The sequence below is a fragment of the Bacillus sp. MAG717A genome (genome assembly GCF_036884855.1).
Classification (GTDB): Bacteria; Bacillota; Bacilli; order Bacillales; family Bacillaceae; genus Bacillus; species Bacillus safensis.
The window spans coordinates 529,847-543,093 of the sequence record NZ_CP145733.1 but is presented as its reverse complement, the minus strand read 5'-3'; the positions used below and the strand labels follow the sequence as shown (position 1 = coordinate 543,093).

Annotated in this window: 11 protein-coding genes; 10 read left to right on the top strand and 1 reads right to left on the bottom strand. The window is 42.8% G+C overall.

Annotated elements, in window-relative coordinates; genetic code table 11:
- The first annotated feature begins 31 nt into the window (after positions 1-31).
- Complete coding sequence (locus V6Z54_RS02840) at positions 32-2,935, top strand: 5'-nucleotidase C-terminal domain-containing protein (protein ID WP_338527678.1); 2,904 nt, start codon at positions 32-34, stop codon at positions 2,933-2,935.
- 45 nt (positions 2,936-2,980) lie between these two features.
- A complete protein-coding gene (locus tag V6Z54_RS02835) occupies positions 2,981-3,547 on the top strand; it encodes a class D sortase (protein ID WP_338527677.1) in 567 nt (188 codons plus the stop codon).
- 37 nt (positions 3,548-3,584) lie between these two features.
- Here V6Z54_RS02835 and V6Z54_RS02830 read toward each other — a convergent pair whose 3' ends face one another.
- On the bottom strand, positions 3,585-4,493 hold the full coding sequence (locus V6Z54_RS02830) for an RluA family pseudouridine synthase (protein WP_338527676.1): 909 nt from the start codon (positions 4,491-4,493) through the stop codon (positions 3,585-3,587).
- 109 nt (positions 4,494-4,602) lie between these two features.
- Between V6Z54_RS02830 and V6Z54_RS02825 the strand changes: the two genes are divergently transcribed.
- The 8 genes from V6Z54_RS02825 (at position 4,603) to V6Z54_RS02790 (ending at position 13,066) form a co-directional block, all read left to right on the top strand.
- The gene (locus V6Z54_RS02825) at positions 4,603-4,950 is read left to right on the top strand and encodes a DUF5365 family protein (protein ID WP_338527675.1); all 348 of its coding nucleotides are present in this window, start codon (positions 4,603-4,605) and stop codon (positions 4,948-4,950) included.
- A 308-nt stretch (positions 4,951-5,258) separates the two neighbouring features.
- Positions 5,259-5,924: an HAD family hydrolase gene (locus V6Z54_RS02820; protein WP_041089572.1), complete on the top strand. Its 666-nt coding sequence runs from the start codon at positions 5,259-5,261 to the stop codon at positions 5,922-5,924.
- Between the two features lie 15 nt (positions 5,925-5,939).
- Positions 5,940-7,478, top strand: a complete 1,539-nt coding sequence (locus V6Z54_RS02815) for a bifunctional GNAT family N-acetyltransferase/carbon-nitrogen hydrolase family protein (protein WP_012009394.1) — start codon at positions 5,940-5,942, stop codon at positions 7,476-7,478.
- Positions 7,479-7,707: 229 nt separating this feature from the next.
- Positions 7,708-8,124: a VOC family protein gene (locus tag V6Z54_RS02810; protein WP_024425308.1), complete on the top strand. Its 417-nt coding sequence runs from the start codon at positions 7,708-7,710 to the stop codon at positions 8,122-8,124.
- 85 nt (positions 8,125-8,209) lie between these two features.
- Positions 8,210-9,127 carry an AEC family transporter gene (locus V6Z54_RS02805; RefSeq protein ID WP_338527674.1) on the top strand — a complete coding sequence of 306 codons (918 nt, stop codon included), beginning with the start codon at positions 8,210-8,212 and terminating at the stop codon, positions 9,125-9,127.
- Between the two features lie 32 nt (positions 9,128-9,159).
- Positions 9,160-10,752, top strand: a complete 1,593-nt coding sequence (locus tag V6Z54_RS02800) for a PucR family transcriptional regulator ligand-binding domain-containing protein (RefSeq protein ID WP_073979254.1) — start codon at positions 9,160-9,162, stop codon at positions 10,750-10,752.
- 255 nt (positions 10,753-11,007) lie between these two features.
- Positions 11,008-12,348, top strand: coding sequence for an aspartate aminotransferase family protein (locus V6Z54_RS02795; protein ID WP_041089578.1), 1,341 nt, complete (start codon positions 11,008-11,010; stop codon positions 12,346-12,348).
- A gap of 160 nt (positions 12,349-12,508) precedes the next feature.
- The gene (locus V6Z54_RS02790; protein ID WP_024425304.1) at positions 12,509-13,066 is read left to right on the top strand and encodes a glycerol-3-phosphate responsive antiterminator; all 558 of its coding nucleotides are present in this window, start codon (positions 12,509-12,511) and stop codon (positions 13,064-13,066) included.
- Positions 13,067-13,247: the final 181 nt, after the last annotated feature.

Sequence of the window (13,247 nt, the reverse complement as noted above, 5' to 3'; positions counted from 1 at the left end):
GAGAGATGAAGCTCAGAAGGGGAGATGTTTAATGAAACGTGTTCGATCCATTCGAATGATCTGCTGTTTGATTTTGGTGATCTTTAGTCTGCAATCTTTACTGCCTGGCATGATCACAGCAGAACAAGCCAGTGCGTCTGAAAAGAAGGAAACGGTATGGAACCAAAAGAAGCCAATGAAAATCAAGAAAGCCCGTCAGCTAATCGGAGAGACAGTGACGGTAAGCGGAATTGTGACAGCAGATCAATCTGCTATAGGCAATGGGAAACTGTCAACGTACATTCAAGACAAATCAGCTGGAATCAATATATATTCAGCACAGCCTGACAACTACCCAGAACTAAAAGCGGGCATGAAGGTGACAGTATCGGGGAAGATCACGTCTTATAAAGGACTGATTGAAGTTGTGCCGGATAGAGACCGCCTGAAGATCGATGGTGTGAATCAAACCTTGCCAAAACCGAAGCGAGTCTCCGTGAAACAACTAGAAACGGATCAGGCACGTAAACATGAAGGAAAACTTGTGAAGGTCAAAGGCTATGTTGAATCAAAACCAGAGCAGCCGGCTGGCGGTGGATACAATGTGGTGATCATTGATAAAAAATATCACAGTACCATCCTTAGAGTGATGGTGGATACAAGTGCCATTGATGAAGTGAAGACAGGGAAATGGTATGAGTTTACAGGAGTGTTAAGCAGGTATGATACGCTGCAGGTGCTTCCACGACACAAGGGTGATGTCAGCCTGCTGAAACGCCAGCCAAAGCCGCCAAAAATCAAGAAAGAATACGAGGCAACGGTTGACCGGGTGGTGGATGGAGATACGATTCATTTAAAGAAGCCCGTGCTTGGTACAACAAAGGTGCGCTTTGTGAATATGGACACGCCGGAAACGTACCATAAGCCCAAAAATGAATTAGATCAAAATCAGCTGCGTTTTGGACAGAAGGCGGCGGACTATTTAAACACACTTCTTTCAAGCGGAGAAAAAGTCACATTAAAGATTGGTCCAGAAGCGAAGGACGGCTATGGACGTCTTTTAGCTCAAGTGAAAACCAAAAAAGGGGTTAATACGAATTTAGAGCTTGTGAAAAAAGGATATGCCCCTACGTATTTCATCTGGCCGGTTGGAGATGAAAAGGACTATCAGACGTTCCAAAAAGCTGTAAAAGAGGCGAAAGAAAAAGGGCTGGGCATTTGGAATGAAGCGGATCCGTTGCTGGAACAGCCGTTTGAATTTAGAGCACGTGAACAGAAAAAAGGACTGACACGCTACGTCGGTGATTCATCAGCGAAAACGTACGTATCGCCTGACAGCTGGAAAGAAATCGCTGTAGATAAACGCATCTTTTTTGCTTCAAAAGAAGAAGCAGAACAGGCTGGCTATCAGCCGGCAGAGGAAGCTGGGGAAGTCCCATTAACCATTTTAAGCATGAATGATTTACACGGAAAAATTGATCAACAATACGAATTGGATCTGAAAGGTGATGGCAATAAAGGAACGTACGGTCGGATGGATTATGTGGCGGCTTATATGAAACAAAAACAAGCAGCAAACAAAAATACGATCACAGTCCATGCTGGAGATATGATTGGCGGCAGCTCTCCAATTTCTTCTCTTCTGCAAGATGAACCAACAGTTGAACTCATGGAGAACATTGGCTTTGATGTTGGCACGGTCGGCAACCATGAATTTGATGAAGGGATGGACGAGCTATTACGTATCATAAATGGCGGAGATCATCCTAAAGGCACAAAGGGATATGACGGGCAGAATTTTCCGCTCGTTTGTGCAAACTGTGAATACAAGGATACAGGTAAACCACTTTTACCTGCATATGAAATCATGGATGTCGAAGGAATCCCTGTAGCATTTATCGGTGTTGTGACAAAATCAGCCGCAGGAATGGTCATGCCAGAAGGAATTAAAGACATTCAGTTTACAGATGAAGTTAAAGCCGTAAATGAAGCCGCGAAGGAATTAAAACAAAAAGGGATCAAGGCCATTGCGGTTTTAGCTCATATGACAGCCTCGCAAAATGGAGATACCATCACTGGAGAGAGTGCGAAGCTTGCCAAAGAAGGCGATGATGAAATTGATGTCATCTTTGCAGGGCATAATCACGAAGTCGTAAACGGAGAGGTCAATGGGAAATTAATTGTTCAAGCCTTTGAATATGGGAAGGCCATTGGCGAAGTCAATGTAACACTTGACCGCAAAACAAAGAATATTGTCAAAAAGAGTGCAAATATCCAGTATGTAGACCAGTCTGGTATTGAAAAGGACAAGGAAGCAGCCGGCATCTTGGCTCATTATGGGAAAGAAGTTGAGCCGATTATTAGTGAGGTAGTTGGAGAAGCGGGTGTCAAAATGGAAGGCGGCTATTCAAATGATGGAGACACGCCGCTCGGTAATTTGATTGCCGATGGTATGAGATATTCTATGAAAAGTGATTTTGCCATGATGAATGGCGGCGGGATCAGGCAAAACCTTGAAAAAGGGCCGATTACGTGGGGAGATCTGTTTAATATTCAGCCCTTTGGCAACGTTTTAGTTAAACTTGAGATTAAGGGGAAAGACTTGGCTGAGATCATTGAAGCGCAAATTTCTCCTCAATTTGGACCAGATTATAGCATTTCGGGCTTTTCATATTCCTATGATCCGGTAACATATAAAGTAGTCGATTTAAAGCTTCCAGATGGTTCAGCCGTTGCGCTCGATCAAACGTATACACTCACGGTGAATAATTTTATGGCAACTGCAACTGGCAGTAAATATGCACCGATAGGACGGCTGGGGAAAAATCCTGAAACAGGTCTAGAGGATTTAGAAGCCACTGTCGCTTTTGTGAAGAGCTTTGAAGGAGCTTCCATTGTGTATCAAAAAGAGGGACGCATTCAAAAAGCAAAACAAGAAGAAAAAGCAGCAAGCTAATGACCATATCATCTAGAGAAATGTAACAGGCAAAGGAGTTTAAGCATGAAAAAGTGGCTTGCACTTACTGTGATGACAGCAGGAATTGTCTTGCTCGGCTGGGGAATTTGGCAAATCACCTCTACGCACCTTCAAACAGCACAATCATTAGAAGATGCAAAGAAAGCGGTAGCGGACGATCAAGGGATGTCAAAGAAGCAGTTTTCTCCTGGTGTGGGGAAAGCCTCTGGCATCCTGACGATTCCGAAATTAAAAGCAGACCTTCCCATTGTCGAAGGGACAGATGCGGATGATCTTGCCAAAGGAGTCGGGCATTACAAAGGCAGTTATTACCCAGATCAGAAGGGACAAATCGTCCTATCTGGCCATCGTGACACGGTGTTTCGCCGAACAGGTGAACTGAATATTGGGGATCAGCTGAAAATCACTGTGCCGTATGGTGAGTTTGTTTATGAAATCACACATACGAAAATCGTGGATCAGCATGATACTTCCATTATTACTTTGCAGAATAAAAAGGAAGAGCTGGTGTTAACGACATGCTATCCATTTCATTTCGTCGGCAATGCACCAGAGCGGTACATTATTTATGCAAAAAGAGCATCTGTCTAAAGAAAAAGAGCCTGCATTTGATCAGCAGGCTCTTTTTTTAATGGATGATCTCGTCCATAAACTGGGACATATCTAGAGGAAGCGGTGCTACTATGCTCAGGTGCTCACCTGTAAAAGGATGTGTCATGTCTACTTGTTTGGCGTGGAGAGCGCATCTGTTGATATGATGACGAGCTCCGCCATAAAGTGTATCTCCGGCTAAAGGGTGCCCAAGACTGCTAAGGTGGACTCGAATTTGATGTGTTCTTCCGGTCTCAAGTTGCAGCTTGACGGCTGTCATTTGCAGCCGTTTATTGCTGTCCATGACCTGAAAGTGAGTGACAGCATTTTGACCAGTAGGAGAGATTCTTCGTCTGACGGCATGATGCTTGTCACGGCCAATCGCTGCATCAATAGTGCCTTTCTTTTTCTTGAAAAGTCCTTCTGCGATGGCGATGTAGGTTCGGCTGATCGCTTTTTTAGAAAGCATTTGATCAAGCACAGCATGGGCTAATCTGTGTTTAGCAAAAATGACCGTGCCGCTTGTGTCTTGATCAAGTCTGTGAATATGTCTCACTCGCTTTTCCTCACCATTTGCTTGAAAATGAAAGGCCACAAGGTTAGCCAGTGTGCCCGTTTGTTCCTTTTCATTCGGGTGCGTCGGTCGTCCAGCGGGTTTTTGCACAATCAATAAGTGCTCGTCCTCAAATAGCACCTCTAATTCACCATATTCTGGCGTCACATCACTTTCTTCCGTTTCAAATAAATCGATTAGTATGTGATCACCTGTACTGACTTTTGCCGCGTGATGGGCAGGCTTTTGATTTAAACGTACTTTTTGATGCTCCATCCAAAAATGGATAATCGGTTTTGAAGCCGACACGGCTGTTTTTAAAAACTGACTCAGTGAAGAATCTTGATGCTGCTCACCTACTTTTAGCGAGAGCGTGTGTCCTTGAATGTTCATGATATCCGTTCCTCTCTTTGGGTATATATAGGAAACACTTACCTTGGCGAACGCCTTTTTTTCTGTGCTATTCTGAATGGAGAAATAACGACAGAGAGGTAGATGTCACGTGAGAATAATGAAAGCTGCTACAGACCTGCAAGAGCAGGCAATTGAAGAAATATCAAAGGATGTTGAAGATCTTCTATCCCATGCTGTCGGTGAAGACCCAGCTGCGCGTCAAAAAGAACGCCCGCTAACCTTTGTTGAAGGGGTTTATAACGGAACGATGGACGATGCTTTTCGTATTTTATCGGGACTTCAACTATTACATACCATTATTGTAAAACCTAAACGCCATATTACAAAGAGTGATCGTGAGCTATTCGAGCGAAACCGTGAGCAGGTCAATGCATGCGGCTTTTCTTTTCCGTTTGATTTAGACGATTTTGCCAGCCGACGCCTTCAAAATGCGTAAAAGTTGGTGTGAACTTCCTTGTTAACTTACAAGGCTGCCGCACATACTATTTTTAAGGAACGGAGAAACCTTTAGATCTGTAATACCAAACCCGCTCTTTTTCAACATTGCCTATTTCTCCACGAATCGGAGCGCTTGGACCTCTTGCAGAATGAACCGAACACGGGTAGGAGCCTGACAAAATGGTACAGGCTCCTTTTATACATAATTATTTTAGCAGACATTCATCTTTGAAAGTCAATTTTATTCACGATATGATAGCAGTGAGTATCATATTAAAGACTTTCGTAAAAAAAGGAGTGGCCTCGTTGGTAAAGGCGATTATATTTGATTTTGACGGATTAATTTTAGATACAGAAACACATGAATATGAAGTTTTACAAGAAATGTTTGCGGAGCATGAGTCAGAGCTGCCTCTTTCCGTATGGGGCAACGTCATCGGGACGCAGGCAGGCTTTAAGCCGTTTGAATACTTGGAAAAGCAGCTAGGAAAGACGCTCGATCATGAGGCACTCACAGCGGACCGGCGTTCTCGTTTTCAAAAGAGAATGAAGGATGAATCAGCACGACCTGGCGTAGAAGCTTATTTACAGGCAGCAAAAGAGCTTGGAATCAAGATTGGACTTGCTTCCAGCTCAGACTATAAATGGGTGTCTGATCACCTGAAGCAAATTGGTCTTTTTGATTACTTTGAATGTATCCGCACGTCAGATGATGTGGAAGAAGTCAAACCTCATCCAGAGCTTTATTTGCAAACCGCAAGCTGCTTAGGTGTAGAGCCAAAGGATTGTGTGGCTTTTGAGGATTCAGTGAATGGATCAGTGGCTGCCAAACGGGCAGGCATGAAATGCGTCATCGTCCCAAACAAAGTGACGAGCACGCTGCAATTTGAAGAATACGATGTGAGATTAGAATCCATGGCTGAAATCGAATTGCTCCAGCTATTCCATCAGCTTGAAAAAGAGGATCAGTAAGGGGGCAACAACATCATGGCAGAAAAACTCGATTTAACGCGGTTTGAAAAAAGAATGGTGATCCGTAATATCCGGGAAGAAGATATTGACCGAATCATTGCCTTACAGGAGGTATGCTTTCCGGGAATGGACCCATGGAAACGAGAGCACCTTGAAAGTCATCTTGAGCATTTCCCAGAGGGTCAGTTTTGTGCTGAATTTGAGGGAGAAATCATTGGCTCATGTTCAAGTTTATTAATTAACTTTGATGAATACGATGACCGTCATACTTGGCAGGACATCACAGATGATGGGTACATCACAAATCATAATCCAGATGGGATGAATATGTACGGAATTGAGGTTATGGTTAGTCCTGAGTACCGCCGCATGAAAATTGGCCATCGTTTATATGAAGCAAGAAAAGACTTAGCGAGAAGATTAAATTTGAAAAGTATCATTATTGGAGGACGCATCCCGAATTATCATAAATACCAAGAGGAAATGACGCCTCGTCAATATGTGGAGCAGGTCATGCTTCACCAAATTTATGATCCTGTTTTATCTTTTCAGCTGTTAAATGAATTCAGTCTCATGCGGATTAATCCGAATTATTTGCCGGATGATAAGGCATCCAGCACATATGCGACGTTAATGGAATGGAATAACGTCGATTATCGTCCGCAATCGAAAAGATATTATAAATCGGCGTTCCCAGTTCGTATTTGCGTCATTCAATATGCGATGAAACAAATTCATTCCTTTGAGGAATTCATGAATCAGGTGGAGTATTATGTTGATGTCGCATCAGATGCGTCAGCTGACTTTGCCGTATTCCCAGAAATTTTTACAACGCAGCTCATGTCTTATTTAGAGGAGCGCTCCCCAAGTCTTGCAGTGCAGCGTATCACGGAATATACCGAGGACTACATTAATTTGTTCACAGACCTTTCTGTGAAGTACAACATTAATATCATTGGAGGATCCCATTTCGTTGAAGAGGAAGGGAAAATCTACAATATCGCTTATTTATTTAGACGTGATGGAACGATTGAAAAGCAATATAAGCTCCATATCACACCGAATGAAAGAAAATGGTGGGGGATTTCAGCAGGTGATCAGGTTCGGGTATTTGATACGGACTGTGGTAAAATTGCGATCCAAATTTGCTACGATATTGAATTTCCTGAGCTGGCTCGGATTGCAGCTGATAAAGGAGCAAAAATTATTTTTACTCCGTTCTGTACAGAAGACCGTCAAGGCTATTTAAGAGTACGTTATTGTGCACAGGCTAGAGCGGTTGAAAATCAGATTTATACCGTCATCTCAGGAACTGTCGGAAACCTACCGCAAACCGAAAATATGGATGTCCAATATGCACAATCAGCGATTTTTGCTCCATCTGACTTTGAATTTGCAAGAGATGGGATTGTAGGAGAGTGTAATCCGAATATAGAAATGGTTGTCGTGGGCGATGTCGATTTAGAAATTTTAAGAAGACAGCGGCAAGATGGAACGGTACGTCAACTCAAAGACCGAAGAAGAGATGTGTACCATATTGAATATAAGAAATAATGAAAGGAAGCGCCTATCACAAGGCGCTTCTTTTTGATTACATTTTTTTAAGAGACATAGTAGCTGGACGAGCTAAGGCTTTCGCTGCTACCTGTTCAAGATTCATCATAATGTATTGTAAAAATAAGCTAAAGAAGGAGGAGAGCTTATTTTTTCTTGTGATAAAGGGATGCCGGAGCAAAATCCGAATATACTGAAAGGAGATCATGTGTTCAAAAAGGAGAGGAACATGGGACGACAAGCTAAACATTTGTATATCAATTTGCCGGTAAAGCATGTCAAGGAATCAAAGGCTTTTTTTGAGCAGCTGGGTTTTGACTTTCAAGAGCAGCTGACGAATGATCAGGCAGCTTGTTTGGTCATTGGTGACACCATCACGGTCATGCTGTTAACCCATAAGCATTTTCAAACCATTTCAGAGAAACAATTGGTGGATGCAAGGCAGGGATCAGAGGTCATTGTCTCTATGCGAGTTGATTCACGAAAAGAGGTTGATGAGCTGGTGGAGCAGGCGATGGCAGCAGGCGGCTCACCGTTTAAGGAAAAGCAGGATCATGGGTTCATGTATGGCTGGAGCTTTCAGGATCTTGATGGTCATTTGTGGGAAGTGTTCTATTTGGATGAGGAGAGAAGCGGCCTTTCATAAGGGTGCTTCTTTTTTATTGTTTAACAGTGGTATGATAATGAGAAAGCAAAAAATAGAAATTCTTCTAGAGAAAAGTAGGTGCAGCATGGAGTTTTTACTTGTCTTACTGCCAGTGTTCGGTATCTTTCTTATCGGGTATATTGGGCAGAAGGCCATTGGTTTTGACATACATACACTCTCATCAATGTCTTTATATTTAATGTCACCATTTCTTGCGTTTGAAACCTTCTATCAAAACAAAGTGTCGATGGACTATGTGTACCTATCTATTTTTGTCGTCGGACTTTGTCTTTCACTTGTTTTATGTGTCTTTATTTTATCTCGTATCTATGGTTATTCGAAGGAAATGTATTGTGCCATGATACTGTCGTCAGCATTTATGAACAATGGGAATTACGGCACGCCTGTTGTCCTGCTTGTCTTCGGAGCAGCTGGTTTAGATATTGCCATCGTTTTAATGGTGCTGCAGCAGCTTGTCATGAGTACGATCGGTATGTATTATGCAGCAAAGGGCGGAGAGGATGCAGGGGACGGAAAGGTCGTGCTGAAAAAAGTGCTGCGTTTGCCGGTTGCATATGGGGCACTCCTCGGTCTATTATTTCAGCTGATTGATCTTTCATTACCTAAAGAGGTGATGACGGGTGTCCAGCTTGTGGGAGATGCCGCCATACCGACGATTATGCTTATTTTAGGTATGCAGCTTGCTGTCATTTCTTTTAAGCAGGTGGATTATCGCAATATATCTTATGCTGTATTGCTGAAGCTGTTTATCTCACCACTCATCGCATTTGGCTTTACACTCATTTTACCGGTAGATGATCTAGTGAAACAAATTATGATCTTAGTTGCAGCTATGCCGACAGCAGCAAATACTACGCTGATGGCAGTACAATTTCGAACGAAGCCTGAGTTTGTCTCAAGCGCGACATTTCTCAGTACCGTTTTAAGTATCGTGACTTTACCTGTTTTATTATGGATTTTATCTATGCACCCTCTGGGATAGGGGATGGGCGGCAAATAAAGGGGGACATATCAATGAATGTAGATGTTCATTTTCAAGTGAGTGATGTGTTGAAAACAAAGTATTTTGCCCATGCGAAAGTGTTAGCAGGAGAAAAGGGATTGTTTCGGCAGGTCAGATGGGTTCATGTGTTAGAAGTGCCTGCTGTAGAAGATTTGTTAAATGGGGGAGAGCTCATACTAACAACAGCCGCAGGCTTCCATGATCAATTGGATGTGTTTCAAGCATTTTTAAAACAGCTGATCGATTCTGGTGCGGCAGGCTTGTGTATTGAATTTGTTCCGCTCAGATTCGATGTGCCGGAAGAACTGATTGTGTATGCAGAAGAAAGAGATTTTCCGCTGATTTTGTTTACAAAAGAAGTGAAATTCGTCAACATCACACAGCATCTCCATACGATGATGATTGAACGCCAGTATCAAATGATGGCTGATCTAGAAGCACTATCATCAAAGCTGAATGAGCTTTTACTGACTCCCCATCCGCAGATGGATATTTTGGATCAAGTGTATCAGCACGTAAGGGGCATTCTTTTACTCATTCCTGTTCAGGGGGAGCCAATTATTTTATGTGATTCCTCCAAACAAACCGAAGAGCTGGTCATGAATTATTTACAGTTTGCTTCCTTGCCAAAAGGATACGAAGTGACCCAAAAACAAGTGCTTGCACTCAAGCAGACATTTGCAGACCTTGTGCTCATTCATCAAACGAACGCGCTCTCAGAATTCGAACTGCTCGTAATGGATAAAGGGGCAAATGCTCTTGCCCAGCAAACGCTAAGAGAACTTTATACAGAAGAATTGAAGAAGACAAAAGAGAACGAATGGCTGCAAAAATGGTTCCAAGAAGAGCATACAGAAAGAGATATATTAGAGCATCTTGAAGAAACAGAAGGATTGAAAAAGCCAACCGGCTGTGTCGTGATGCTCTTTCAAAAGCATCATCAAATCGAAGAAATCGCAGGAAATCTTTATTTTCTCGTATCGTGCCGCTCCATCTTTCAGCGTGCGGGTTTCCATTTGATTCCGTATGAGCATCAAGGACAAACCTTGTTTATTTTATTGAACACGAGAAAAAAGGAGGACTGGAAAGAGCGTGCAGAGAAGGCTGCAAGCGACATTAAACAATTGTATGATCGGGAGCAGCCACGCGGAACCGTGATCAATTTTGGCATCGGTCCATATTGTGAGCAATTTCAGCATATGAGAAAAAGCTTTCAAGCAGCCAAAGAGATGCTGCATTTAAAGAAAGTGATGCCCCAGCGGGTGGAAAGCCCATTTTATCAAGATTTGCATATGCTCCGTCTCATGCCTGTCATGCAGGAAAGCGGACTGCTTGAATGTATGGTGAAAGAGTATTTGGAGCCTGTGCTTTTATATGATAAGCAAAATAGCGGAAGACTCTATCAAACGCTGAATATCTTTTTACAGACAAACGGTTCTAAAAAGGAAACTGCAAGCCAGCTCTTTATTGTCAGGCAGACCCTTTATCATAGACTAGATAAACTGCATGCATTGCTTGGCGAGGATATGATGCAGGCGCCGAAACGACAGGCGCTTGAATTTGCGATTCTTGCATATGAATTCCTGCAAGGAAATCGCCGTTAACGAGATTTGTTAGATTTGCTAAGGCACCCGAGTAGAATGTCTTATCGTTCTTTTCAATCAGTTGACGATCTGTCTAATGTAATCAGCCCGGCCCCTTTTTTATAATGAAAGTAACGGTTGGTTCTCTCTTACAGGCGGCCTAGTCTCAGTTTCATATGCCTCACTTTTCATCCATATAGTGAATGGAGAGGCAATGTGCTGCTGAACCGGTCTAAGCTTCTTTAGTGATGAAAACGGATACATGGAGGCGGGAAGATGAAAATACATGAACAGGCTCAAAATCTTCAGGCGAAAGATGATCAGTTGATCTGGCATCATATGAAAGGGACAAACAAGGAAAATGAAAGCATGGTTATTCACGAGGCAGAAGGCGCATGGGTGACAGATATTCATGGGAATCGCTATTTAGACGGTATGTCAGGTCTTTGGTGTGTAAATGCCGGTTATGGCAGAAAAGAGCTTGCAGAAGCGGCATATAAGCAGCTAAATACAATGCCTTACTATCCGCTGACGCAAAGCCATGTGCCAGCGATTCAATTGGCTGAAAAGCTAAATGAATGGCTTGGAGGGGACTATGTCATCTTCTTTTCTAACAGCGGTTCTGAAGCCAATGAAGCCGCATTTAAGATTGCCAAACAATATCATGCGCAAAAAGGAGAGAACGCAAGAACAAAGTTCATCTCCAGGTATCGGTCGTATCACGGCAATACAGCAGCTGCCCTTGCCGCAACGGGGCAGGCGCAGCGTAAATATAAATATGAACCATTAGGTCAAGGTTTTATCCATGTCGCACCGCCTGATATGTATCGTCATCCTGAGGATCAAGAAAATTTGGCAAGTGCAGCGGCAATCGATCAAGCCATGACGTGGGAACTAAGTGAGACCATTGCTGGAGTTATTATGGAGCCGATCATTACAGGCGGCGGTATCTTGATGCCTCCAAAAGGGTATTTGAAGAAGGTCAAAGACATCTGTGAGGCTCATGGAGCGCTTCTCATTGTGGATGAAGTCATCTGCGGCTTTGGCCGTACAGGGAAGCGGTTTGGTTTTATGCATGAAGATGTAAAGCCGGACATCATCACAATGGCAAAAGGGATCACAAGCGGCTATTTACCTCTTTCTGCAACGTGCGTGAAACGAGAAATCTATGAAGCCTATGCAGGGGAAGATACGTATGACAGGCTGCGCCATGTGAATACATTTGGCGGTCACCCTGCTTCCTGTGCGGTTGCCCTTGCGAACCTAGAGATCATGGAAAACGAGAAATTAGTAGAACGGTCTGACACGCTTGGGCAAGACATGCTTGAACGTTTGCAAGAGTTAAAAGAGCATCCATTTGTCGGTGATGTCAGAGGAAAAGGCCTGCTGTTTGGAATTGAGCTTGTCCAGGATCAACAGTCCAAAAAACCAGCTGATCCACAGGTTGTCGGTCAATTGATTGCAGAATGTAAAAAACGCGGACTGATCATCGGGAAAAATGGTGATACGGTTGCCGGCTATAATAACGTGGCCCAGCTTGCACCGCCGCTAAATATAACAGACGAAGACGCCTCATTTATTATAAACACGCTTAAAGAAAGTATGGCACAGTTATAGCAGAGAGATTTCTCTGCTTTTTTCTATGGAAAAAGCACATACATAGATCCATTCAGATGCTGCTAAGTAAAATCGACATTGGATACACTAGGTGTATTGAAAAATAGAAGAGATTCTATTACTGTTAGGAGAACCAATACACTTTAGAAGGAGACGGCATATGAGTTTTCATGATCAACCCATTCTACCTGCTGTTCGCAATATGAAGCAATTTGAGGAATTTTTAAAAAGTCCATTTACATATGGGGTCTTACTTGATGTCCATTTAGGCCGGCTAAAGGGCATCATGAATGAGGCAAATGCCCATCATAAAAAAATGTTTGTCCATGTCGATCTCATTCACGGGATCAAACATGATGAGTATGGAACGGAATTTATTTGTCAGGAAATGAAGCCGGCAGGAATTATTTCTACTAGGTCTTCTGTCATAGTAAAAGCCAAACAAAAGAAGGTATATGCCATTCAGCGAATGTTTTTACTTGATACAAGTGCTATGGAAAAAAGCATGGAGTTCGTAGGAAAGCATCGCCCAGATTTTATTGAAGTATTGCCAGGGGTGGTACCGGATTTAATTACAGAAGTGCGCGAGCGAGCTGGGATTCCAATATTTGCAGGCGGATTTATCCGTACAAAAGAAGATGTAGAAAGAGCGCTTGAAGCAGGTGCTACAGCTGTGACAACATCGAATACAGCCCTTTGGAAAGCGTTCCAAAAGTGAAAAAGATAAAATGTGAAAATTGATTGACAACGTTTTCATTCTCTGATACTATAGCACTAAGTTAATATCATGTGATGGAGAAACGGAGATCCACAACAGCGCTTTACTAGGTGACAAATGACCCTGATGTAAAGTATGTTTGTTGTGGATCTTTTTTCTTTATCTTTTTTTAAACATTCAT

Excerpts from the sequence above, each read along its gene's own strand:
- V6Z54_RS02795 (WP_041089578.1), top strand. The coding sequence starts at position 11,008 with ATGAAAATACATGAACAGGCTCAAAATCTTCAGGCGAAAGATGATCAG.
- V6Z54_RS02815 (WP_012009394.1), top strand. The coding sequence starts at position 5,940 with ATGGCAGAAAAACTCGATTTAACGCGGTTTGAAAAAAGAATGGTGATC.
- V6Z54_RS02840 (WP_338527678.1), top strand. The coding sequence starts at position 32 with ATGAAACGTGTTCGATCCATTCGAATGATCTGCTGTTTGATTTTGGTG.
- V6Z54_RS02835 (WP_338527677.1), top strand. The coding sequence starts at position 2,981 with ATGAAAAAGTGGCTTGCACTTACTGTGATGACAGCAGGAATTGTCTTG.
- V6Z54_RS02830 (WP_338527676.1), bottom strand. The coding sequence starts at position 4,493 with ATGAACATTCAAGGACACACGCTCTCGCTAAAAGTAGGTGAGCAGCAT.
- V6Z54_RS02805 (WP_338527674.1), top strand. The coding sequence starts at position 8,210 with ATGGAGTTTTTACTTGTCTTACTGCCAGTGTTCGGTATCTTTCTTATC.
- V6Z54_RS02810 (WP_024425308.1), top strand. The coding sequence starts at position 7,708 with ATGGGACGACAAGCTAAACATTTGTATATCAATTTGCCGGTAAAGCAT.
- V6Z54_RS02790 (WP_024425304.1), top strand. The coding sequence starts at position 12,509 with ATGAGTTTTCATGATCAACCCATTCTACCTGCTGTTCGCAATATGAAG.
- V6Z54_RS02800 (WP_073979254.1), top strand. The coding sequence starts at position 9,160 with ATGAATGTAGATGTTCATTTTCAAGTGAGTGATGTGTTGAAAACAAAG.